Here is a 22,843-nt window from a genome sequence, read left to right on the forward strand (position 1 = left end):
CCATGACACGATTCCTGCGCTGCACGGCGGTTCTGGTGGGCAAGGAGTGGATCAGCCTGTTCCGCGACCTGTTCATGCTGGGCTTCGTGGTCTATTCCTTCAGCTTCGCCGTCTACAGCCAGGCCACCGGCATCACCCATGACGTGCGCAACGCCGCCCTCGCCATCGTGGACGAGGACGGCTCGCCCCTGTCCCGCCGGCTGGCCGAGGTGTTCCGCCGCCCGGAATTCCAACCGCCGGTGCCCATCGCCCCCCAGGCCATTGACCGGGGGATGGATACCGCCCGCTACACCTTCGTCATCGACATCCCGCCGCACTTCCAGTCCGACGTGCTGGCCGGGCGGTCGCCGGCGGTGCAGTTGCTGATCGACGCCACCGCCATCATGCAGGCGGGCATCGGCGCCGGCCATATCGCCGGCCTGCTGGACGACGAGATCGCCCGCTTCGCCCGGCGGGAGGCCCCGGCCGCCGACCCTCCCGTGGGCATCCAGGTGCGGGTGGCGTTCAACGAGGCGCTGAATTCCTCGTGGTTCACCGGCGTGATGGCGCTGCTCAACAACATCACCATGCTGGCGGTGCTGCTGGCCGGCGCTGCCCTGATCCGCGAGCGGGAGCACGGCACGCTGGAACACCTGCTGGTCATGCCGGTGCGCCCGGTGGAGATCATGACCGCCAAGGTGGTGGCCAACGGTGCGGTGATCCTGCTGCTGACCGCGGTGTCGCTCTATGGCGTGCTGAAGCTGCTGCTGGGGGTGCCGTTGGCCGGGCCGGTGTGGCTGTTCCTGTTGGGAACCGCGCTCTACCTGTTCTTCGCCACCGCCTTGGGGATCTTCCTGGGCACCGTGGCGCGGTCGATGCCGCAACTGGGGCTGCTGTTCATCCTGATCGTGCTGCCCATGAACATGCTGTCGGGCACCAACACGCCGTTGGAAAGTGAGCCGCAATGGCTGCAAACGGCGATGCAGGCGGTGCCGTCCACCCATTACGTGGCGCTGGCCCAGGCGGTGCTGTTCCGTCACGCCGGGCTGGGTGTGGTGTGGCCGCAACTGGCGGCGACGGCGGCGGGCGGCGCCCTGTTCTTCGCCTGGAGCCTCGCCCGCGTCCGCCGCCAGTTGGCGGCGGAGCGGTGAAGGCCGGTCAGGCGGGAACCGCGTCGATCCACACCTGGAACCCCGACAGGGTGTTGGGGCCGAAGGTGTGGGTCAGGGGCACGTCGGCGGCATCGCGCCCGTGGGCGATGAGCACCCGTCCGAACCGGGTATCGTTGTTGCGGGGATCGAAGGTGTACCAGCGCCCACCCAGGAAGACCTCCATCCACGCCGCGAAATCCATGGGCGCATAGGGCGGAGGCTGGCCGATGTCGCTGATGTAGCCGGTGCAGTAGCGCGCCGGGATGTTCAGGCAGCGGCAGAAGGCAATCGCCAGATGGGTGTAGTCCCGGCACACGCCGTGCCTTTCCCGGTAGGCTTCCGCCGCGGTGCGGGTGGCGCGGGAATGCTGGTAGCCGAAGGTCACATGGTTGTGGACGAAATCGCACACCGCCTGCACCCGCGCCCAGCCGGGCGGTGTGGTGCCGAACAGCCGCCAGGCCTCGTCCGACAGCACATCGGTTTCGCAATAGCGGCTGCCCAGCAGGAACAGCAGGGTTTCCGCCGGCAGTTCCTCCACCGGGTGCTGCACCGCACCGGGGGCCGCCGGATCGGAGGCGCCATCGTCGTGGATCACCCCATCGGTGCGCAGGGTGAAGCGCCCCGCCGGGGCCACCAGACGGCTGCACCAGTTGCCGAAGCTGTCGCGGTAGCTGTGGATGGGGACCGCCGGCGTGGTCAGCAGATGATCGGGCCGTTCCAGCGCACCGACGCGGGAATAATGCACGTTCAGCATGACGATCATCGGCGTCGGCTGAGGAAAGTCGTAGCTCATTTCGCAACCCAGCCGAAGGCGCATGGAGCCGTCTTTCTGTGATGAGGCGTTGCCGCCGGAACCCGATTAACGCCCCAATGCACGAAACATCCAAACGAAAAGGGGCGCGCCGTTGCCGGTGCGCCCCCTTTTCCGAAAAACCGGCGGTTTATTTCTTCAGCGCCGCGACACCCGGCAGTTCCTTGCCTTCCAGCCATTCCAGGAAGGCGCCGCCGGCCGCCGAGACGTAGGTGAAGCGTTCTTCCACGCCCGCTGCGGCCAGGGCGGCCACGGTGTCGCCGCCGCCGGCCACCGACAGCAGCGTGCCGGCCTGGGTGGCGTCGGCGACGATGGCCGCCACGGCGTTGGTGCCGGCGTTGAACGGCGCGATCTCGAACGCGCCCAGCGGGCCGTTCCACACCACGGTCTTGGCGGTGGCGATCTTGGCCTTCAGGAATTCGACGGTGGCGGGGCCGACGTCCAGCGCCATCTCATCGGCGGCGATGCCGTCCGCCGGAACCGTGCGGTTGGCCGCACCGGCCTTGAATTCCTTGGCCGCCGCGAAATCCTTGGGCAGCAGCAGCTCGCAGCCGGCGGCCTTGGCCTTTTCCATGATGGCGCGGGCCTGGTCGGCCATGTCCTTTTCGCACAGCGAGCCGCCGACGTCGGTGCCCTGGGCGAACAGGAAGGTGTTGGCCATGCCGCCGCCAAGGGCCAGCATGTCCACCTTGCTCACCAGATTGCCCAGCAGGTCCAGCTTGGTGGAGATCTTGGCACCGCCAACCACGGCCAGCACCGGGCGCTCGGGCTTTTCCAAAGCCTTGGTCAGCGCTTCAAGCTCCGCCTGCATCAGCCGGCCCGCGGCGGCGGGCAGGTGGTGGGCAACGCCCTCGGTCGAGGCGTGCGCGCGGTGGGCGGCGGAAAAGGCGTCGTTGACGTAGAGGTCGCCCAGCTCGGCGATGGCCTTGGCGAAGCCGGGTTCGTTCTTTTCCTCTTCCGCGTGGAAGCGGGTGTTCTCCAGCAGCACCATGCCGCCCGCCGGCACCGCGGCGATGGCGGCCTTGGCGGCATCGCCGACGCAATCCTCGGCAAAGGCCACGTCCTGGCCCACGGCGGCGGACAGATCGGCCAGCACATGGCGCAGGCTGTTCTTGGCGTCCGGCCCGTTCTTGGGACGGCCGAAGTGCGACAGGATGACGACCTTGGCGCCCTTGGCGGCCAGTTCCTTCAGCGTCGGGGCCAGACGGTCGATGCGGGTGGTATCGGACACCCGGCCGTCCTGCATCGGCACGTTCAGGTCGGCACGCACCAGCACGGTCTTGCCGGAAACGTTCAGGTCGTCGATGGTGTTGAAATCGCTCATGGCGCGTTCCCTGTTGCTCTTCGTGGTGTGATCCGCGGGGGGACGTTTGGCCGGGAGCCAAGCACAGCCGCGCCCGCTTTGCAACGGGGTGAAAGGCCGCCCCCGGCATCAAACGGCGCTTACGCGCGCCGCAGGGCCATGTCGATGGCCGGGCGCATGGCCAGCGTGGTGCGGTGGCCGATGTCCACCGCTTCCGCCGCGCGGTCGAAATCCATGATGCCGATGTGCCCCAGCTTGGGCGAAATCAGCGCGTCGGGCGGCTCTCCCGCCAGACGGGACCGGGTGATGCGGTCCTGCATGATGTCGATGGAGCCGGTGACGATCTCCATCACGTTGGGGGATGGGTGGGGCGGGGTGGTTTCGGCAATCTGGCGGGCCATGAAACGGGTGCGCCGCCCTGGCCGGCGGCCCAGCCACGCGCCCACCTGCCCGGTCAGGGCGGCCAGCGGGGTGCCGGGCCGCGCCGGTTCCGGCTCCTGGTCCTCCGGTGGGGGCTCCAGGTGGGGGACCGGGCGGGGCAGGGTGGTCATGTCGCTGTTCAGGTTGACCGCGATCACCACGTCGGCCCCCAGCGCCCGGCACAGCGAGACCGGCACCGGGTTGACCAGCGCCCCGTCCACCAGCCAGCGCCGCTCGTTGAGCACGGCGGGAAACACCCCCGGCATGGCGGCGGACGCCGCCACCGCATCCAGCAGCGGCCCCTCGCGCAGCCAGATCTCCCGCCCGGTGGTCAGGTCGGTGGCGACGGTGGCGAAGGGCTTGTCCAGATCCTCGATGCGCACGTCGGTGGCCGGGTTGCGGAAGCGGTCGAAGATCCGTTCCGCCGCCACCAGCCCGCCCTTGCGGAAGGTCACGTCGATGACCCCCAGCATGCCCAGCAGCCCCATGCCCTGCGCCCAGCTTTGCAACTCGTCGAGCTGTCCGGTCAGCCAGGCCGCCCCGACGCAGGCGCCGATGGAGGTGCCGGCCACCACCTCCGCCTCGATGTCCATTTCGTCCAGGGCCTTCAGCACGCCGATGTGCGCCCAGCCGCGGGCGGCCCCGCTGCCCAGGGCCAGGCCGATCTTCTGCTTCGTCATGGAGGCTTTCGCCTTTCTTGGGATGCCGTCAGGTGACGCTTTATGTGGCGCTCCTCCCATCGGAACGGCAAGGGTGGACCGCTACTCCCATCGGACGCCGACTTCTGGACCTCCGTCGGTGTGATGGCGCCCCTCTTTCGCGCGCCCGATCTTCACGGTGTCGGCCCCTGGCGTCCCGGCCAAAAGGGGTAGGCTTGAGGCAATAAGGTAGTAGATGGTCCTAGAACCTTTTTCCGTTAACCACTCGGAAAGGGGGTGGGGGGACTATGCCATCAGACAGGCCGCAACCTTGGGAACCGGAGGGAAGTGCCATGAGCCGTGACCTCAAGAGCTTCAAAGGGGATTGGCGCCGCTGGTCGGCGGGCGAACGGGTGTTCGCCGTGGCCCTGCTCGTGGGGGCCGTCATGACCGCCGGCTCGCCGCTGGTGCTGATGGCCGGGCTTTAAGCAGGCGGCTAAACCGCCAGGGACGCCAGCGCCGCCAGCCCGAACCCGCCCAGCACCGCCCCCGACGCCCGGTTGATCCACCGCATCAGGGCCGGGGTGACGCGGGCGCGGACCAGCCCGACCCCGGCGGTCAGGATCAGCCACCACAGCGCCGACCCCAGAAACACGCCCATCACCATGGCCGCCGCGGCGGTGCCGCCCCCGGCCCCACCCACCCCCAGCGCTCCGAACACCGCGGCGAAGCTGATGATGGTCGCCGGGTTCGCCAGCGTCAGGAAGAAAGTGGAGGCGAAGGCCCCGGCCAGCCCCCGTCCGCCGTCCACCCGCGCCGCCGCCGACGGCGGCTCGGCCCGCAGCGTGCCCCAGGCCAGCCACAGCAGCAGCAACCCGCCCACCAGCCGCAACGGCACCTGCGCCTCCAGGATCAGGGCCGACACGGCGGCCAGCCCGAATCCGGCGATGGCACCATAAACGGCATCCGCCGTGGCGGCCCCCAGCCCGGTGACCAGCCCCGCCGCCATGCCGTCGGCCAGCGACCGGCGGATGCACAGCAGCCCGATCGGCCCCACAGGTGCTGCGATGGACACGCCGATCACCAGCCCGCGCAGCAGCACGCCCATTCCTTCGGTGTCCATGACGGTTCATTCCTCCAGTGGCAGGACCGGTGTTTCCTTGGGCGAGGACAGGGCGATCACGGTGTGGGACCGCACGATGCCCGGCAGCGTCTTCAGGGATTCGCCCAGAAACCGCTCCAGTGCGGCGGTGTCGCTCACCCGCACCTTCAGCAGGTACGACCATTCCCCGGTGACGTGATGGCATTCCTGCACCGCGGGCAGGGCGGCGATGGCGGCACGGAACCCGATGTCGTGCTCCGGCCGTTCCAGCAGCACCTGAACGAAGGCCAGGATGTCCAGCCCCACCGCCCGTGGGGCCACGCGGGCACCCCAGCCGGTGACGGCGCCCTGGGCCGTCAGCTTGCGGATGCGGTCGTTCACCGCCGACACCGACAGGCCCACCGCCGTGCCGACCTCGGCATAGGAGGCGCGACCATCGTTTTGGATGTGCGCCAGGATTTTCCGGTCAATCTCGTCCATGACCAGATAATATGCGGTAAATTCGATTTTGAACAGTTTATTTTGCGGCTGTTGTCGCGGGCAGCCGGCGGAATTCCACTTTCCCCGCACCACAGCGGGGGCAGAACCAGTCGGGGTCGAGATCCTCGAACGCCGTGCCGGCGGGGGCGTTGTGCTCGGGGTCGCCGGGAATGGGGTCGTATTCATAGCCGGGGCAATCGCCGCCGCCGCAGCGCCAGCGCTGTTTCAGCCGCGGGTCGTCCGCCGCCGCCGGCACGGGTGCACCGCCGAACCACACCGTTGCCCCCGCCAGCAGGAACAGCATGTTGCGCCGGGCCAGCCGGGTCATCAGATCGATCATGACACGCATCCCCCATCACCATGGACGGCGCCACCATAACGTGCCGCCGTCCCGCCGGGGAGGGGCCGGCGGGGTGGTCATGAAAACTTCAAGTGACTGTCATGGAAGAGAAATTTACGGCTCCGCATCCGGCTGCCGTGCCGGTTCCGCGTCGTGGAAGGCGGGCAGGGCGCGGCACCGCTCCACGATGGTGCGGATGGTGGGATAGGCGTCCAGCGGGCAATCCATGCGCTGCGCGTTGAACACCTGGGGCACCAGCACGATGTCGGCGATGGTTGGGCTGGCGCCGTGGCAGAACGGCCCGGTATCGGGGGACGCGGCCAGCAGGGCTTCCACCGCCGTCAGCCCCTCGGCGATCCAATGGGCGTACCAGCGCTGCCGCCCGGCGTCGTCGATGCCGAAGGCATCGCGCAGGTGGTTCAGCACCTTCAGATTGTTCAGCGGGTGGATGTCGCAGGCAATGGCCAGCGCGACGGCCCGCACCCGCGCGCGGGCCGCCGGGTCGGTGGGCAGCAGCGGCGGGTGGGGGTGGCGCTCGTCCAGATACTCGATGATCGCCAGGGATTGGGTCAGGCACGTCCCGTCGTCATCCACCAGCGCCGGGATCAGCCCCTGGGGATTGATGGCGCGGTAGGCGGGGGTGTTCTGGTCCCCCTTGCGCAGGTGAATGAAGTGCAGGTCCGGCGACAGCCCCTTCAGGTTCAAGGCGATGCGCACGCGGAACGCGGCGGAGGAGCGGAAATAGCCGTAGACATCCATGGCCTTATCCTTTCATGGGCGGGGCGGGGAGGATCCGCCCGCCGACGGTGCCGAACCCGATGCGGTAGCCGTCGCCCTGGCACCAGCCGGTGATGGTCACCGCGTCCCCGTCCTCCAGAAACGTCCGGGTCACGCCGCCGGCCAGCGTCAGCGGGTCGCGCCCGTTCCAGGTCAACTCCAGCAGGCTGGCGAAGGACTCCGGTTCCGGCCCGCTGATGGTGCCCGAGGCCATCAGGTCGCCCACCCGCGTGTTGCAGCCCGACACCGTGTGGTGGGCCAGTTGCTGGGCCATGCTCCAATAGAGATGGCGCAGGTTCGACCGGCACACCGTCGTGGTCCGCTCGTCCCCCGCCGGGCGCACGGCCACCTCCAGCGCCACGTCGAAGGCGTGGTCGCCTTGGGCGCGCAGATAGGGCAGGGGTTCCGGCTCCTGCACCGGCCCCGGCACGCGGAACGGCTCCAGCGCGTCCAGCGTCACCACCCACGGCGAAATGGAGGTACCGAAGCTCTTGGCGTTGAACGGCCCCAGGGGGGCGTACTCCCACTGCTGGATGTCGCGCGCGCTCCAGTCGTTCAGCAGGACCACGCCGAAGATGCGCGATTCCGCGTCGTCCACCGGCACCGGCACGCCCAGCGGGTTGCCGACCCCGACGACGAAGGCGGTTTCCAGCTCGAAATCCAGCTTGGTGCAGGGGCCGAAGCGTGGCGTCTCCTCCCCCGGTGCGATGGTCTGGCCCAGCGGGCGGGGGATGGGGGTGCCGCTGACCACCACCGAACTGGCCCGCCCGTTGTAGGCCACCGGCAGGTGCAGCCAGTTGGGCAGCAGTGGCTTGTCCGCCCCACGGAACATGCGGCCCACGTTGGCGGCGTGATGGCGCGAGGAATAGAAATCGGTGTAGCCGCCCACCTCGACGGGCAGGTGCATCCGCGCATCGGCCATGGGCACCAGTGCGCGGGCACGCAGGGCCGTGTCGTCGCGCAGGGTGGGCGTTTCGGCGTCCAGCAGATGGGACACCGCCGTCCGTACCGACCGCCACACCGCCGGGCCATTGGTGATGAAGGGGTTCAGGCTGCTCTGGGTGAAGACGTCGGCATCGGCTTCCGCCGGCAACAGCCCGGCGGCGGCGATGACGCTCAGGTCCAGCACCCGGTCCCCGATCGCCACCCCCACCCGCCGCTCCGGGTCGGCGGGGGTGGAAAAGATGCCGAAGGGCAGGTTCTGGATGGGAAAATGGCTGTCCGCCGCCACCGGCACGAACGAGCGGCGGCGGGGATCGTTGGGATCGGTGGCCGGATCGGTGTGGGGATCGGGGTTTGCGGTCATGGATGATCCTCCCTTTGTTTTCTTATTATGGTGCGTCCCGGTGGCCGTCGCGCGGGCGGGCGGCCAGTTCGGCGGCACGGGCCTGAAGCTTGCCCAGCAGATGGTCGAGCTGTTCCATCTCGCCCGCCGACAGGGCCGCGGTCAGTTCGGTTTCATAGGCCAGCGCCAGGGGGGCGATCTCGTCATAGATGGCGGCACCTTTGGCGGTCAGGGTCAGGTCGGCGCGGCGGCGGTCGTCATCGCCGGTTTCCCGCAGGATCAGGCCGGAATCGAGCATCCGTCCGATGGCGCGGCTGACCTGCACCCGCTCCATGGCGGTGGCGGCGGCGACCTCGCTGGCGCTCAGCGTGCGTCCGCCGCTCAAGACCGCGATGACCCGCCATTCGGGGATGGTGATGCCGAAGCGTTTCTCGTACAGCCGCGCCACCGTCAGGCTGATGGTGTTCGCCAGCACCGACAGGCGGTAGGGCAGAAAGGCGGTCAGTTTCAGCAGGACGGCGGGGACGGTCATCGGTGGACGCTCGGACGGGGGAACACGCTGATGAAACCACATCCGCGCCCCCTTGACGATGATTTCACTTGAAATCATTTAAGACGGGAAAGCCACCGATGCAATAAATTACATGGTTTCTAAAGAGAGGAACCGCCTCATGCGCATCGAACAGATCCACCACGTCGCCTACCGCTGCAAGGACGCCCGTGAAACGGTGGAGTTCTACCGCCGGGTTTTGAACATGGATTTCCTGGTGGCGATTTCGGAGGACCGCGTTCCCTCCACCAAGGAACCCGATCCGTACATGCACGTGTTTCTGGATGCGGGCAACGGCAACATCCTGGCGTTTTTCGAGGTGCCCCATTCGCCGCCCATGGGCCGGGACGAGAACACGCCGCTGTGGGTGCAGCACATCGCCTTCCGCGTGGCGGACGAGGCGGCGCTGATGGCCGCCAAGGCGGAGGTGGAATCCCACGGCATCGCCGTCGTCGGTCCCACCGATCACGGCATCATCAGGTCCATCTATTTCTTCGACCCCAACGGCCACCGGCTGGAATTGACCTGCCTGACCGGCACGCCCGAGCAGATGGCCGAACTCAAGGCGCTGGCCCCGGTGATGCTGGACGAATGGAGCCGGGACAAGAAGGTCGTGACCCAAGCCTCGTGGCTCCACCAAAAGGAATTCGAAGACTGAGGAAAAACGGGGGTGTCTCACTCCCCCGGTGCCGCCCGCAACAGGGTGCTGACATGCACCCCCAGCACCTCCGCCGCCGCTTCGGCCATCTCGGGGTCGATGGGGGGCGGGGTGATGTCAACGCCCTCGCGCAGGGCCGCCGTGATGATCTCCAGCACGCGGATGCGGGCGGTCCATTTGGAATTGGCGCCCACCGCGTGCCATTGGGCGTTGGGGGTGGAGGTCTCGTCGAACATCTGTTCGACGGCCTTGGTGTAATCGCCCCAGCGCGCCCGGTTGCGCAGATCCTCTTCGGTCAGTTTCCAGCGCTTGTAGGGGTTGGTCAGCCGTTCGCGGAAACGGTTGAGCTGCTCGTCGGGGGTGATGTGCATGAACAGCTTGATGATGCGCGCACCGTCGTCGGTCAGCATCTTTTCGAAATCGCGGATCTCGCCGTAGGCGCGCTTCCACTGGTCCTTGGTGGCGAAGCCCTCCACCCGCTCCACCATCACCCGCCCGTACCACGAGCGGTCGAAGACGGCGAAGCCGCCGGGGGCCGGCAGCCGGGTCCAGAAGCGGTAGAGGTAATGCTTGCCCTGCTCCTCCTTGGTGGGCGCGGAGATGGGCCACACGTGGAAGCCGCGGGGGTCGAGCGGTTCGGTCAGGCGGCGGATGCAGCCGCCCTTGCCGGCGGCGTCCCAGCCTTCGAACACGATGATGGCGCGGCGCTTGGAGTGCCAATAGGTCTGCTGGATGTGCAGCAGCTCCTTTTGCAGCTTGGCGAGGCGCTTGTCGTATTCCTCCCGGTTCTTCAGCCGCCCGGCGTCCATGTCGATCCTGTCCAGGCGGATCTTGCCGTTCCTGGTCTGGCCGTTCCTGTCGGCGGCGTTCTTATCGGCGGGCATGGGTGTTCCCTTCCTCGTAACCCTGGGCTTCGGCGGGGCCGCCGGGAACTTTCCCGCCGTTGGGCGGGTTACCCCGGCTAAGGGATGCGCGCTTGCGGCGGCGGCTTTCCCTTGGCCGATTGGCACCCGTGGCGGTGCCCGGCGTCAAGGGGAAGATTTGCCGCGGGACGTGCCGCATCCCGTTGAGCGCAGGGATGAACAGGGAAAAGACGCATGACCTTCACCGCCGCCGGCCCGCGGCTCCGGCACCCGGACACCGGGACCGGAACCTCCCCCGACGTCCGGTCCCATGCCCGTTCGTCGGATCACCGGATGGACGCTCTCGCCGCGGACCGCATCACCATCGAAGACGTCTATCCCGAACTGGACGGCGGCCGTTTCCCGGTGAAGCGGGTGGTGGGCGACACGCTGGACGTGTGGGCCGACATCTACACCGACGGCACCTTCGTCCTGGGCGCCGCCGTGCTTTTCCGTGCCGAGGGGGATGAGGCGTGGGCCGAGGTGCCCATGACCCTGGTGGACAACGACCGCTGGGTGGGGCATGTGCCGCTGACCCGCAATACGCTGGTCACCTACACCGTCACCGCGTGGCGCGACGTGTGGGAAAGCTGGCGGGCCGACTTCACGAAGAAGGTCAACGCCGGCCTGGATGTGGGCCTGGAGGTGATCGAGGGCCGCCGCTTCATCGAACAGGCGGCCCGGCAGAACCACGGCGATGCCCGGATGCGGCTGGAGGCCATCGTGGAGCGGTTCCACACGCTCCAGGGTGCCGATCTCATCGCCTATGCCCTGTCGGACGAACCGCGGGCGGCCATGGCGGCCCATGGGGAACGGGCCTACCTGTCCCGCTACACCCGCGATCTGCAGGTGTGGGTGGACCGCCAGCGGGCGCGGTTTTCCACATGGTTCGAGATCTTCCCCCGCTCGGCATCGCCCGATCCGGGGCGGCCCGGCACGCTGCGCGATGTGACCGGGCTGCTGCCCATGGTGCGGGACATGGGGTTCGACGTGCTTTATTTCCCCCCCATCCACCCCATCGGGCGGTCCTTTCGCAAGGGGCCGAACAACAGCCTGAACCCGGGCCCCGCCGATCCCGGCGTGCCCTATGCCATCGGGGCGGAGGAGGGCGGGCACGACGCCATCGACCCCATGATCGGCACGCTGGAGGATTTCCGCGCCCTGGTGGCCGAGGCCGGGCGCCAGGGCATCGAAATCGCCCTGGACTTCGCCGTCCAATGCTCCCCCGACCATCCGTGGATCAAGGAACATCCCGAATGGTTCTACTGGCGCCCCGACGGCACCATCCGCTACGCCGAGAACCCGCCGAAGAAGTACCAGGACATCGTGAACGTCAGCTTCTACCGCGAGTCCTACCCGGACCTGTGGTTCGCGCTGCGTGGCGTGGTGCTGTTCTGGTGCCGGGAGGGGGTGCGGATCTTCCGTGTGGACAACCCCCACACCAAGCCGTTCCCGTTCTGGGAATGGCTGATCGCCGAGGTGCGGCGGGACTTCCCCGACGCCATCTTCCTGGCCGAAGCCTTCACCCGGCCCAAGCTGATGCAGCGGCTGGCCAAGCTGGGGTTCAGCCAGTCCTACAGCTATTTCACCTGGCGCAACACCAAGGAGGAGCTGAGCGGGTATCTGTGGGAACTGACCCACGGGCCGTCGGATTTCATGCAGCCCAACTTCTTCCCCACCACCCCCGACATCCTGCCCCCGGCGCTCAGCCGCGGCGGGCGGGGGGCGCACATGGCGCGTGCGGTGCTGGCCGGCACGCTGTCGCCCAGCTACGGCCTCTACGCCCCCTATCTGCTGTGCGAGGCGGAGCCCTATCCGGGCAAGGAGGAGTTCAACCATTCGGAAAAGTACGAGATCCGCCATTGGAACTGGGACCGGCCCGGCAACATCCGCGGCTATATCGCCCGGCTGAACGCCATCCGCCATCAGAACCCGGCGCTGCAGAGCTTCACCAACCTGCTGTTCCTCAACGCCTGGAACGACTGGATGCTGGCCTATGCCAAGATGACGCCCGACCGGAACAACGTGGTGGTGGCGGTGGTCAACCTGGACCCCCACAACGCCCAGGAATGCCGGTTCGAGGTGCCGCTGTGGGAACTGGGCCTGTCCGACGACGCCTCGGTGGCGGTGGAGGATCTGTGGTCCGGCCACCGCTTCGTGTGGACGGGCAAGGTGCAGCATGTATGGCTCGACCCCTACAGCAACCCCGCCGGGCTCTGGCGCATGGCACGCATGGGCTGATCCCCCGCCACGGCCTGTTCCGCGGGCACGCCCGGACCGGCGTTCATGGCTCCGGCGTTCATGGCCCAGGCAATCAGGGACAGGTCGTGGGCGCTGACCTCGAACAGGCCGAAGCGGAACTGATAGCCCCAGTTGCGGTTGCCCGCCGTGAACTCCAGCCGGTCGAGCAGGGGGTGGATGGGGGCGGTTTCCGCCGCCGCCACCCACATCACGTCGCGGCGGTAGGGCACGAAACCGCCGCCCATGTCGAAGGGGTAGGGGGTGCCGGCCAGCACCTCGCCCACCGCGGTGAAGGATTGCAGCCGGTCCTTGCCGCGGAACACCTCGGTCGGGGAGTAATAGGCCACCCGGTCACCGGGGCGGATGCGGCGCAGCGGCGCCTCCTTCCCATGGCAGACCTGCATGAAGCCCCCGGCCCGCCCGATCCGCACATGCTCGGCGGATGCCACCGCGATCCAGTGCCGCCGGGCGGCGGGCGGGATGGGGAAGAGGGCGGGCGGGATGGCGGTGGTCATGGCGGCGGCTCCTGTTCGTAGGCGGTGTCCGATGCCGCCGATCCTAGGGGCCGCTGCTGTCAGTTCCTGTCAGCAGCGTTTCAGCCTGGCCGCTTGGCCCACACCGGCAGCAGGGCCGTCAGCCCGATGATGCGCACGATGTGGTGGGTGCCGACGAACGCCGCGTCCAGCCCCAGGGAAAAGGCCATGACCGCCATCGCCTCCACCCCGCCGGGGGCGTAGGCCAGCCAGAATTGTCCGAAGGGCAGGGACAGCAGGTGCGCCCCCAGCGCCGAGAATCCCGCCGTCAGCACCATCGCCAGACCCACGCTTTCCAGCGACGGGCGCAGGTCGGCGCGCAGGGCGCCGATGGTTACGCCGCGGAACCGGCTGCCGATCACCGCCCCCGTGGCGGTGAAGCCGGCCACCAGCAGGAAGACCGGCATGTTGTGGTGCACGGTGCCGGTGCCGTGCAGGATGGCGCTGGTCAGCATGGCGCCCATCAGCCAGCTTCCCCCCACCCGCAGCTTGGTGAGAATCCACCCGCCCGCCGTGGCGGCGGCCAGCATCAGCGCGGTGTCGCGCAGCCCCGCCCCTTGGGCGGTCATGGCGGTCAGGTGCCCGCCGGCCCCGGTCAGCCACGTCAGAATCCACGGCATGGCGATGACCAGGGTGAACAGGCGCAGGCTCTGGGCCAGCGCCACCCGGCGCAGGTTGGCGTTGCTGCTGGCGGCGAAGGCCAGCACCATGCCCAGCGCCCCGGGCACGGCGGCATAGGCGGCGGTGGCGCGGTCCCAGCCGTGAACCCGCTCCAGCCATTGGGCGCTGGCGGCCATGGACACCAGCACGGCGACGGCCAGCAGCATCATGCTGAGCGGCCAGCGGGCCAGTTGGTCGAGAATGTCCGGGGTGATGCCCGATCCCATGGACACGCCGAGCAGCACGAAGGCCCCGGCAGCCACGCGCGGCGGCATCAGCAGCGGCGCCCCGCCGACGGCGCCGGCGGCCACCGCCACCATGCCCCCCATCAGCCACGATGCCGGGATGCCGGCCAGGGTGAACAGCCCGCCCCCCGTTAACGCGATGGCCAGCGTCAGGGCGACGGTGGCGGCGGTGCGGAGGGCCGGGGGCAAGGCTGGCATGGGGCGGTCGGCGGCTGGGATACGGTTGGGGGTGCGGAGTGTACCGGCCCCGCCCCCGCCCGCCGCCCGCGGTGTTTGCAGGGCTGGGTTACCCAAGGTAACAAGGCCGCGCAATCTCTCCCCTCCCCCCGGGGCTACGCACTGCACAGATCTTTAATTCATTGATATAAAACATCTTATTTCATCGTTATTCCCGCGAAAGCGGGAATCCAGGCGTGAGCTGCGATCAGCGGCGATATGAATCCCCCGAGGTTTTGGCCTAGGAAACACCTTCTGGATCCCAGCTTTCGCTGGGATGACGATGAAAAGTTATTTTACATCAACATGTTACACGATATGAGCATAGCGCCCCCCCCGGCGAGGAGGGATGGTAACCCGGCCTCGTGGCCCCGGCTTACCCCGCCGCCTTCGCCGTGAACTGGTCGAACGCCTCCACCGCTTGGGCGGCGTACATGACCGAGGGGCCGGCGCCCATGTAGATCGCCATGCCCATGGTTTCCATCACCTCGTCGCGGGTCGCACCCTGCTTCACCGCCGCTTCGGCGTGGAAGGCGATGCAGCCGTCGCAGCGGATGGCGACGGCGATCCCGAGTGCGATGAGTTCCTTGGTCTTGGTGTCCAGCGCGTCGGCCTTCAGCGCCGCCTGGGCGATGCCGGAAAACGCCTTCATCACCTCGGGCGCGCCGCCGCGCACCTCGCGCAGGGCACCCGACAGTTCCGTCGCCATCTGCGGCCAGTTCTTGTGCATGGTGTTCGGTCCTCTTTCTTCAGGAAAAGGCCACGCCGGGGCGGGCACCCAGACGCTTCAGGATGATCGCCAGGGGGCAGAAGCCGGTGAACGCCGCCTGGAACAGGTTGGCGCCCACGAACGCGGTCAGCCACAGCCATGCCGGATGGTGGAACTGTGACAGGGCGAGGCTGACCAGGATCACGGTGCCGGCAAAGGCCATGACGATGCGGTCGATGCTCATGGAATGTCGGTCCTTTCGGGCTGGCCGCCGGCCTTGCCGGGGCAGAAAAGCCCGGCCAGGACGGCGATGACGTCCGCGGCCTCCCGGCTGGCGACCGCGTAATAGATGGTCTGGGACTGGCGCCGGGTGCGGACCAGCCCGTCGGCGCGCAGGCGCGCCAGATGCTGCGACAGGGCCGATTGGCTCAACCCCACCGCCGCCACCAGCTCGCCCACGCTGCGTTCCCCCGTCCCCAACTCGCACAGGATCATCAGGCGCGGTTCGCTCGACAGCGCCTTCAAGAGCCGGACGGCGGGCCGCAGCCCGTCGGGGGGGAAATTCGTATTCATTGACTCTAAATTAGAGTGATCTTATTTAATGGTCAAGCGTCCGTATCGCCCCCTCTTCAAACCGCCCGCCGGGTTCCGTCCATGACCGACCGTTTCATCCTGCCCCTGGCGCTGCTGCTGTCATTGACGGCTGTCAGCGCGCCGTCCGCCGCGGATGCACCGCCGCCCACCCGCTGGACGGTGATCAGCCGCCCGGTGGAGGATCTCAAGGCCGTGTTCGCCACCGTGGAAAGCGTGCGGCAGGTCAAGGCCCGCACCCGCATCGCCGGCACGCTCGACGGGCTGACGGTGCGCGAGGGCGACCGGGTGGCGGAGGGGCAGGTGATCGCCACCGTCCGCGATCCCAAACTGGCGCTGCAGCGCGCGGCCCTCGACGCCCGCCTCACCTCGCTTCAGGCGCAGATGCGTCAGGCCCAGATGGACCTGGACCGCGCCTCGCAACTGCGGGCCACCGGCAGCGGCAGCCAGCAGAGGCTGGACGACGCTCGCACCGCACTCGACGTGCTGAAGGCCCAGAGTGCGGCCATGGCCGCCGACCGCGCGGTGGTGGAGCAGCAGACGCGCGAGGGCGACGTGCTGGCCCCGGCGGCGGGCCGGGTGCTGGCGGTGCCGGCGGTGGACGGGGCCGTGATGATGGCGGGGGAGGCGGTGGCGACGCTCGCCACCGACCGCACGGTGCTGCGGCTGCGCCTGCCCGAACGCCACGCCCGCTTCATCCATGTGGGCGACCCGGTGTTGGTGGGCGACCGCGGCCTGTCGCCCGAACCGCACAGCCTGACCCGCGGCACGGTCACCCTGGTCTATCCCGAACTGGTGGACGGGCAGGTGGTGGCCGATGCGGTGGTGGCGGGGCTGGACGGCACCTTCGTCGGTGAACGGGTGCGGGTGCTGGTCGCCACCGGCCAGCGGACGGCCACGGTGGTGCCCGCCGCCTTCGTCACCCGCCAGTTGGGGGCCGACACCGTGCGGCTGGCCGACGGGCGCACGGTGGTGGTGCGGGTGGGCCGGGCGGTGCCGGCGGTCGATGAAACGACGGGCGGGGTGGAGATCCTCTCGGGCCTGCACCCCGGCGATGAACTGGTGCTGCCGGAGGGGACGCGATGACGCCGCTGGGCCTGTCGGGGCTGCTGACACGGACCTTCATCCGCTCCCCCTTGACGCCGCTGTTGCTGCTGCTGTCGCTGGCCGCCGGGCTGGTGGCGCTCATGTCGCTGCCACGGGAGGAGGAGCCGCAGATCAGCGTGCCCATGGTGGACATCCATGTGCGCGCCGACGGCCTGCGCGCACCCGACGTGGTGGAACTGGTCACCAAGCCGCTGGAGGAGATCGTCAAGGCCATCGATGGGGTGGAGCACGTCTACAGCCAGACCGCCGACGACGGGGTGGTGGTGACGGCGCGCTTCCTGGCCGGCACCGTGTCGGACGAGGCCATCCTGCGGGTGCATGAAAAGCTGCGCGCCAATTACGACCGCCTGCCCATCGGCATTCCCGAGCCGCTGGTGGTCGGGCGTGGCATCAACGACGTGGCGATCCTGACGCTCACCCTGTCGCCGAAGCGCGAGGCGGCGGCGCGCTGGACCGACAACGGCCTGTGGAACGTGGCCGACCAGCTTCTGGCCGAACTGGTCAAGACCGACAATGTAGGCCTGACCTATATGGTCGGTGGCCGCCCCGACCAGATCCGGGTGGAGCCGGACCCGGAGCGGCTGGCGCTGCTGGGCATCACGCTGAACCAGTTGGTGGACAAGGTGAAGAACGCCAACCGCTCGTTCGTGGTGGGGGCGGTGCGCGACGGCGGCCGGTCGGTGCCGGTGACGGCGGGGCAGACGCTGAGCGGCGTTCCCGACATCGGCCTGCTGCTGCTGACCACCCAGGATGGGCGCCCGGTCTATCTGAAGGACGTGGCCACCGTGGTGGTGGGGGCGCGGCCCGACGACGCGCGGGCGTGGCACATGACGCCGGAAGGGGACGGGGCCGAGATGCCGCGGGTGCCGGCGGTGACCATCGCCCTTGCCAAGCGCGCCGGGGCCAACGCCGTGGTGGTGGCGGAACAGGCGCTGGCGCGGCTGCACGCCATCCACCTGCCGGTGCTGGACGAACTGGACGTCACCGTCACCCGCGATTACGGCGCGACGGCCAACGATAAGGCCAACGAGCTGCTGTTCCATCTGGCGCTCGCCACCGTGTCCATCGTGGTGCTGGTCACCATGGCCATCGGCTGGCGCGAGGGCGTGGTGGTGTTCGTGGTCATCCCCACCACCATTCTGCTGACCATGGCCGCGTCGTGGCTGATGGGCTACACCATCAACCGCGTCAGTCTGTTCGCGCTGATCTTTTCCATCGGCATCCTGGTGGACGACGCCATCGTGGTGGTGGAGAACATCGACCGCCACTGGTCCATGAAGGACGGGCGCTCCAAGCTGCAGGCGGCCGTCGAGGCGGTGGCGGAGGTGGGCAACCCCACCATCGTCGCCACCCTGACCGTGGTCGCCGCCCTGCTGCCCATGATGTTCGTGTCGGGGATGATGGGGCCGTACATGAGCCCCATCCCCGCCAACGCCTCCGCCGCCATGCTGTTCAGCTTCTTCGTCGCCATGGTGCTGACGCCCTGGCTGATGGTGAAGCTGCGCCCCGGCGAAACCGCCCCCGGCGGGCACGGCCACGATGCCGGAAACGGCGGGCGCCTCGGGCGCTTCTACACCGCCGTCGCCGCCCCCATCGTGGCGAGCAAGGCGCGGGCGTGGACGTTCCTGCTGCTGGTGGGCGGGGCGACCATCCTGTCCACCGGCCTGTTCTACACCCAGGCCGTGCGGGTGAAGCTGCTGCCCTTCGACAACAAGTCGGAGCTTCAGGTGGTGGTGGACCTGCCCGACGGGGCGGCGCTGGAGGACACCGAGCGGGTGCTGTTCGCCGCCGCCGCGCGCCTGCGCACCCTGCCGGAACTGGTGAGCGTCCAGGCGTATGCCGGCACCGCGGCGCCGTTCAATTTCAATGGGCTGGTGCGCCATTCCTTCCTGCGCGCCCGCCCGTGGCAGGGGGATCTGCACCTGAACCTGCGGTCCAAGGCCGAGCGGGCGCGGGCCAGCCACGCCATCGCGCTCGACGTGCGCACGCGGCTGGCGGATCTGCCGCTGCCCGCCGGCACGGTGGTGAAGGTGGTGGAGGTGCCCCCCGGCCCGCCGGTGCTGGCAACCCTGCTGGCCGAAGTCTACGGCCCCGACGCCGAGGCCCGCCGCGCCGCGGCGCGCACGGTGGAGGCGGCGTTCCGTCAGGTGGATTTCGTGGTGGACGTGGACACCAGCTTTCACATGCCTGCCGAACGGCTGCGCTTCGCCCTCAATCACGAAAACCTGGAGTTCTTCGGCGTGGAGGAACAGGCGGTCTATGACACGCTCCAGGCGCTGATGGGCGGGGTGTCGGTGGGCTATTCCCATCAGGGCGCCGGGCGGGCGCCGGTGGACATCGCCGTGCGGCTGCCGCCGGCGGACCTGTTCGTGTCGGAACGCATCCTGTCCACGCCCGTGCCCGCCCGCCGCGGCGCGCCGGAACTGGGCGATCTGGTGACCATGACCCGCGAGCCGGCCTCCTTCCCCCTGTTCCGCCGCGACGGGCGCTTTGCCGAGATGGTGCAGGCGGAACTGGCCGGGCGGTTCGAGGCGCCCATTTACGGCATGATGGCGGTGCAGGACCGTTTGCGGGAACTGGCCCCGGACCTGCCCATTGCCCTGCACGGTCAGCCGCTGGACGAAAGCCGCCCGTCGGTGCTGTGGGACGGGGAGTGGGAGATCACCTTCGTCACCTTCCGTGACATGGGGGCGGCGTTCGGGGTGGCGATCCTGGGCATCTATCTGCTGGTGGTGGCGCAGTTCGGCAGCTTCAAGCTGCCGCTGGTGATCCTGGTGCCGGTGCCGCTGACCCTGATCGGCATCCTGGCCGGGCACTGGCTGATGGGGGCGCCGTTCTCGGCCCCGTCGATGATCGGCTTCATCGCGCTGGCCGGCATCATCGTGCGCAACTCCATCCTGCTGGTGGATTTCATCCGCCATCTGCAGGCGGCGGGGGCGCCCATGCGCGACGTGGTGCTGCAGGCCGGCGCCATCCGCTTCAAGCCCATCGTGCTGACGGCGCTGGCGGCCATGATCGGCGCCGCCTTCATCCTGACCGACCCGATCTTCCAGGGCCTCGCCATCTCGCTGCTGTTCGGGCTGTTCAGTTCGACGGCGCTGACGGTGCTGGTCATCCCGGCCATTTACGTCGTGCTGCGCGGTGGCCGTTCCTCTTCCTCCCAAGCGTAAGGAGCATTGCCTATGAGCGCCTTTTTCTCCCGCATCTTCGGTGGCGGTGACTCGTCCGACGGTCCCATCCGTTTCGCCGATCCGCAAACGGTGATGGGCTGGCTGAGGGATGGCAGCGCCGTCGTGGTGGACGTGCGCGAACCCCACGAGCACGCCGCCGGGCATATTCCGGGGGCGGTGCTGGTGCCGCTGTCGTCCTTCGACCCGGCCCGCGTGCCGGCGGTGCCGGGCAAGGAGCTGGTGTTCCACTGCCAGGCCGGGCGCCGCTGCGGCCCGGCGGCGGAAAAGATGCTGGCCGCCGGGTATCAGGGAACCATCCACCGGCTGTCCGGCGGCTTTGCCGCGTGGCGGGCTGCGGGGGGAGCGGTGGAGTGAGTACGGGGCTACCGCCCCGGCCCCGTTTGGGGTGACCCCCAAACCCCCTTTCTTTTTATAAAAAGAGCGGAGGTTTGGAGGTGCCAACCTCCAAACGGGTTTGGGCGGTAGCCCAATGGATCAGTAAGGCCGGTCCCCCAGCACGGTCGCCCGATGCATCACGCGGCGGTGCGGCAGATAGTCGTTCACCGCGTAATGCTGGGTGGAGCGGTTGTCCCAGATCACCAGATCGTCCGCCTTCCACTTCCAGCGCACGGTGAATTCCGGGCGGCTGATGTGGTCGTAGAGGAAATCCAGGATCGCCGCACTTTCCCGGTCGGTCAGGCCGACGATGCGGGACGTGAAGTTCTCGTTCACGAACAGCGCTTTGGCCCCGGTCACCGGGTGGGTGCGGATCACGGGGTGGACGACGGGCGGGTGCTTCTCCCGCGCCGCCTTCCACCGGGCGTGGGTTTCCGGGTCGCCGTTGTGGCGCCATTCGGGGAACGAGCGGGTGAAGTCGTGCAGCGCCTTCAGCGGGTCGAGCAGGGCGCGTAGCGGCTCCGACAGGGCGTTGTAGGCGGCGATGTTGCTGGCCCACACCGTGTCGCCGCCGTGGGGCGGCAACCGCTTGCCCGACAGCGCCACGATGGCCGGCGGCGTGTCGATGCACGTCACGTCGGTATGCCAGACGTCGTTGTCGGTCGGGTTGTGCGCCCCGGTGTCGAGCACCATGATTTCCGGCTGCTCGGGCACGTTGGGATAGACGGGGTGGATGTGCAGGTCGCCGAAGCGGGCGGCGAACGCCTTCTGCTCCGCCGGGGTCAGGGGCTGGTTTTCGAAGAACAGCACCTGATGCGTGACCAGCGCCTGTTCCAGGGCGGCGGCCTGGGCATCCGACAGGGGGCGGGACAGGGTGATGCCGGTGACCACGGCGCCGATGGCCGGGCTGACGGGGTCGATGGTCAGGGTGGAAATCGCGGTGTCGGGCATGGTTCCGCCTCGTTCGTGTGTGTGTTCTGGAGGTTGGTCAGGCGTTGGGAAAATCCGGCGGCACCGGGGCCACCGGGGGCAGGCGGGCGACGGCCTTCAGCGTGTCTTCGGCCACGCCGAAATTGCGCACATAGGCGGTGGCGGCGGTGCGGTGGGGCTGGTAATCCCACGGCGTGTGCCGCCCGGTCAGCAGCACCCCATGGGCGAACAGCCGCCGCCGCTGGCTGTCGATCACTGCCTGTTTCAGCGCCGCCGCGTCCCACCGCCGGGCAATCGCCGCGGCCAGGGCGGCTTCCACATCGGCCAGGGCCGGATCGCCGGCGCGGTTGGCCCGTTCGTGCGGATCGGTGGCGAGGTCGAAAAGCTGGGGCGGGTCGTCTTCGCAGACGATGTATTTGTACCGCCCGCGCCGGACCATGAAGGCGGGGGACAGCACGCCCTCGCCCAGATATTCGGCGAAGACGTCCCGGTCCCCGGGATCGTCCCCGGTCAAAAGCGGCAGCAGGCTGGCGCCGTCCAGCGGGTCCACCGGCGGCGGTGCCCGTTCGCCGAACAGGGCGAGGAAGGTGGGGAACAGGTCCACGTGCGACACGGGGACCGCCACCCGGCCCGGCCGCCACCCGGCGGGGGCGTGGCGGGGTGGGAAGCGCACCACCAACGGCACCCGCGACGACCATTCGAAGAAGGTCATCTTGTACCACATGCCCCGCTCGCCCAGCATTTCGCCGTGGTCGCCGGTGAACACCACGATGGTGTCGTCGGCCAGCCCGGCGCGCTCCAGCGCCGTCAGCAGCCGGCCCACCAGATCGTCCACATAGCTGACCGACCCGTAATAGGCGTGCCGCGCCGTCCGCACCCGTTCGTCGGTCAGGTCGTAGCGGTGCAGGCTGTCCATGACATGCAGGCGGCGGCTGTGGGGGTCCAGCTCATCCACCGGGATGGGCGGCACCGCGGGCGGATCGATGGCGTCATGGTCATAGAGATCCCAATGCTCCGGCAGGCAGTTGAAGGGATCGTGGGGGTGGGTGAACGAGACGGTCAGGAAGAACGGCCCGTCGTCGGTGGTGCGGCCGTAGTCGTAGATCTTCTGTACCGCCTGATGGGCCGTTTCCTCGTCGAAGTCGATCTGCAGGCTGCGGTGGCAGGGTCCGGCCTCGATCACGCTGGCCATGTGATGGGACCAGTCATAGGCCAGCACCCCGTTCTCCCAATCGGGCGTCCAGCCGAAATCGGCGGGGTACACGTCGGTGGTCAACCGTTCCTCGAACCCGTGAAGCTGGTCGGCGCCGACGAAATGCATCTTGCCCGACAGGCAGGTGCGGTAACCGGCGGCGCGCGCGTGATGCACGAAGGTCGGTACGGAGGACGCGAACTCCGCCGCGTTGTCGTAGGCCCCGATGGCCGAGGGCAGCCGCCCCGACAACAGCGAGAACCGCGACGGCGCGCAGAGCGGGTAAGCGCAATAGGCGTTCTCGAACACCGTGCCGTCCGCCGCCAGCCGCGACAGGTGCGGCGCCTTGACCAGCGGATGACCGTAGAAGGGCAGGGCCGGGGCCGCCAACTGGTCGGCCATGATGAACAGGATGTTGGGGGAACGGGTCACGCGGACGGACTCCAAGGGGGGAGGG

At 68.7% G+C, this 22,843-nt stretch carries 24 protein-coding genes; 7 read left to right on the forward strand and 17 right to left on the reverse strand.

Annotation, left to right across the window (positions count from 1 at the left end; all coding sequences use genetic code 11):
- Positions 1 to 2: 2 nt before the first annotated feature.
- The gene (locus tag M2352_RS22470; protein ID WP_264666765.1) at positions 3 to 1,130 is read left to right on the forward strand and encodes an ABC transporter permease; all 1,128 of its coding nucleotides are present in this window, start codon (positions 3 to 5) and stop codon (positions 1,128 to 1,130) included.
- Positions 1,131 to 1,137: 7 nt separating this feature from the next.
- On the opposite strand, the gene M2352_RS22475 is transcribed toward M2352_RS22470, so the two are convergent.
- The 3 genes from M2352_RS22475 to M2352_RS22485 form a co-directional block, all read right to left on the reverse strand.
- On the reverse strand, positions 1,138 to 1,923 hold the full coding sequence (locus M2352_RS22475) for a transglutaminase-like domain-containing protein (RefSeq protein ID WP_454464572.1): 786 nt from the start codon (positions 1,921 to 1,923) through the stop codon (positions 1,138 to 1,140).
- Positions 1,924 to 2,071: 148 nt separating this feature from the next.
- Entirely contained in the window at positions 2,072 to 3,265 is a 1,194-nt protein-coding gene (locus tag M2352_RS22480; protein WP_264666767.1) for a phosphoglycerate kinase, read from the reverse strand.
- Positions 3,266 to 3,384: 119 nt separating this feature from the next.
- Positions 3,385 to 4,344, reverse strand: coding sequence for a patatin-like phospholipase family protein (locus tag M2352_RS22485; RefSeq protein WP_264666768.1), 960 nt, complete (start codon positions 4,342 to 4,344; stop codon positions 3,385 to 3,387).
- 311 nt (positions 4,345 to 4,655) lie between these two features.
- On the opposite strand from M2352_RS22485, the gene M2352_RS22490 reads away from it, so the two are divergent.
- Positions 4,656 to 4,790, forward strand: coding sequence for a hypothetical protein (locus tag M2352_RS22490; RefSeq protein ID WP_264666769.1), 135 nt, complete (start codon positions 4,656 to 4,658; stop codon positions 4,788 to 4,790).
- Between the two features lie 8 nt (positions 4,791 to 4,798).
- Here the strand turns inward: M2352_RS22490 and M2352_RS22495 are convergent, their stop codons facing one another.
- The 6 genes from M2352_RS22495 to M2352_RS22520 form a co-directional block, all read right to left on the reverse strand.
- Entirely contained in the window at positions 4,799 to 5,425 is a 627-nt protein-coding gene (locus M2352_RS22495) for a LysE family translocator (RefSeq protein WP_264666770.1), read from the reverse strand.
- A 6-nt stretch (positions 5,426 to 5,431) separates the two neighbouring features.
- Complete coding sequence (locus M2352_RS22500; protein WP_264666771.1) at positions 5,432 to 5,884, reverse strand: Lrp/AsnC family transcriptional regulator; 453 nt, start codon at positions 5,882 to 5,884, stop codon at positions 5,432 to 5,434.
- A 37-nt stretch (positions 5,885 to 5,921) separates the two neighbouring features.
- Entirely contained in the window at positions 5,922 to 6,224 is a 303-nt protein-coding gene (locus M2352_RS26525; RefSeq protein WP_319802063.1) for a rubredoxin, read from the reverse strand.
- Between the two features lie 114 nt (positions 6,225 to 6,338).
- Positions 6,339 to 6,983: a maleylacetoacetate isomerase gene (maiA, locus tag M2352_RS22510; RefSeq protein ID WP_264666772.1), complete on the reverse strand. Its 645-nt coding sequence runs from the start codon at positions 6,981 to 6,983 to the stop codon at positions 6,339 to 6,341.
- A gap of 4 nt (positions 6,984 to 6,987) precedes the next feature.
- The gene (fahA, locus tag M2352_RS22515) at positions 6,988 to 8,307 is read right to left on the reverse strand and encodes a fumarylacetoacetase (RefSeq protein WP_264666773.1); all 1,320 of its coding nucleotides are present in this window, start codon (positions 8,305 to 8,307) and stop codon (positions 6,988 to 6,990) included.
- A gap of 25 nt (positions 8,308 to 8,332) precedes the next feature.
- Complete coding sequence (locus M2352_RS22520; RefSeq protein ID WP_264666774.1) at positions 8,333 to 8,818, reverse strand: MarR family winged helix-turn-helix transcriptional regulator; 486 nt, start codon at positions 8,816 to 8,818, stop codon at positions 8,333 to 8,335.
- 139 nt (positions 8,819 to 8,957) lie between these two features.
- Between M2352_RS22520 and M2352_RS22525 the strand changes: the two genes are divergently transcribed.
- A complete protein-coding gene (locus tag M2352_RS22525) occupies positions 8,958 to 9,494 on the forward strand; it encodes a VOC family protein (protein WP_264666775.1) in 537 nt (178 codons plus the stop codon).
- 17 nt (positions 9,495 to 9,511) lie between these two features.
- Here the strand turns inward: M2352_RS22525 and M2352_RS22530 are convergent, their stop codons facing one another.
- Positions 9,512 to 10,378, reverse strand: a complete 867-nt coding sequence (locus M2352_RS22530; protein ID WP_264666776.1) for a polyphosphate kinase 2 family protein — start codon at positions 10,376 to 10,378, stop codon at positions 9,512 to 9,514.
- Between the two features lie 213 nt (positions 10,379 to 10,591).
- On the opposite strand from M2352_RS22530, the gene M2352_RS22535 reads away from it, so the two are divergent.
- Positions 10,592 to 12,637: an alpha-1,4-glucan--maltose-1-phosphate maltosyltransferase gene (locus M2352_RS22535; RefSeq protein WP_264666777.1), complete on the forward strand. Its 2,046-nt coding sequence runs from the start codon at positions 10,592 to 10,594 to the stop codon at positions 12,635 to 12,637.
- On the opposite strand, the gene M2352_RS22540 is transcribed toward M2352_RS22535, so the two are convergent.
- From M2352_RS22540 to M2352_RS22560, 5 genes are all read right to left on the reverse strand, one after another.
- Positions 12,592 to 13,152, reverse strand: coding sequence for an EVE domain-containing protein (locus M2352_RS22540; protein ID WP_264666778.1), 561 nt, complete (start codon positions 13,150 to 13,152; stop codon positions 12,592 to 12,594). The genes M2352_RS22535 and M2352_RS22540 overlap by 46 nt on opposite strands.
- 80 nt (positions 13,153 to 13,232) lie before the next feature.
- A complete protein-coding gene (locus tag M2352_RS22545) occupies positions 13,233 to 14,273 on the reverse strand; it encodes an AbrB family transcriptional regulator (protein WP_264666779.1) in 1,041 nt (346 codons plus the stop codon).
- A 394-nt stretch (positions 14,274 to 14,667) separates the two neighbouring features.
- Positions 14,668 to 15,021, reverse strand: coding sequence for a carboxymuconolactone decarboxylase family protein (locus M2352_RS22550; RefSeq protein ID WP_264666780.1), 354 nt, complete (start codon positions 15,019 to 15,021; stop codon positions 14,668 to 14,670).
- A 19-nt stretch (positions 15,022 to 15,040) separates the two neighbouring features.
- Positions 15,041 to 15,244: a YgaP family membrane protein gene (locus tag M2352_RS22555; protein WP_264666781.1), complete on the reverse strand. Its 204-nt coding sequence runs from the start codon at positions 15,242 to 15,244 to the stop codon at positions 15,041 to 15,043.
- Positions 15,241 to 15,573 carry an ArsR/SmtB family transcription factor gene (locus M2352_RS22560; RefSeq protein ID WP_264666782.1) on the reverse strand — a complete coding sequence of 111 codons (333 nt, stop codon included), beginning with the start codon at positions 15,571 to 15,573 and terminating at the stop codon, positions 15,241 to 15,243. The genes M2352_RS22555 and M2352_RS22560 overlap by 4 nt, the downstream gene beginning before the upstream one ends.
- 81 nt (positions 15,574 to 15,654) lie before the next feature.
- On the opposite strand from M2352_RS22560, the gene M2352_RS22565 reads away from it, so the two are divergent.
- The 3 genes from M2352_RS22565 to M2352_RS22575 are packed head-to-tail and all read left to right on the forward strand — an operon-like array spanning position 15,655 to position 20,243.
- Positions 15,655 to 16,677 carry an efflux RND transporter periplasmic adaptor subunit gene (locus tag M2352_RS22565; protein ID WP_264666783.1) on the forward strand — a complete coding sequence of 341 codons (1,023 nt, stop codon included), beginning with the start codon at positions 15,655 to 15,657 and terminating at the stop codon, positions 16,675 to 16,677.
- Positions 16,674 to 19,868 (forward strand): efflux RND transporter permease subunit, encoded by a 3,195-nt coding sequence (locus tag M2352_RS22570; RefSeq protein WP_264666784.1) that lies wholly within the window; start codon positions 16,674 to 16,676, stop codon positions 19,866 to 19,868. Before M2352_RS22565 ends, M2352_RS22570 begins: the two co-directional genes overlap by 4 nt.
- A 12-nt stretch (positions 19,869 to 19,880) precedes the next feature.
- Complete coding sequence (locus tag M2352_RS22575) at positions 19,881 to 20,243, forward strand: rhodanese-like domain-containing protein (protein WP_264666785.1); 363 nt, start codon at positions 19,881 to 19,883, stop codon at positions 20,241 to 20,243.
- Between the two features lie 120 nt (positions 20,244 to 20,363).
- On the opposite strand, the gene tauD is transcribed toward M2352_RS22575, so the two are convergent.
- The gene (gene tauD, locus M2352_RS22580; protein WP_264666786.1) at positions 20,364 to 21,215 is read right to left on the reverse strand and encodes a taurine dioxygenase; all 852 of its coding nucleotides are present in this window, start codon (positions 21,213 to 21,215) and stop codon (positions 20,364 to 20,366) included.
- Positions 21,216 to 21,252: 37 nt separating this feature from the next.
- Complete coding sequence (gene betC, locus M2352_RS22585; RefSeq protein ID WP_264666787.1) at positions 21,253 to 22,818, reverse strand: choline-sulfatase; 1,566 nt, start codon at positions 22,816 to 22,818, stop codon at positions 21,253 to 21,255.
- Positions 22,819 to 22,843 lie beyond the last annotated feature (25 nt).

This window comes from Azospirillum fermentarium, from assembly GCF_025961205.1.
In the GTDB taxonomy this organism is placed as follows: Bacteria; Pseudomonadota; Alphaproteobacteria; order Azospirillales; family Azospirillaceae; genus Azospirillum; species Azospirillum fermentarium.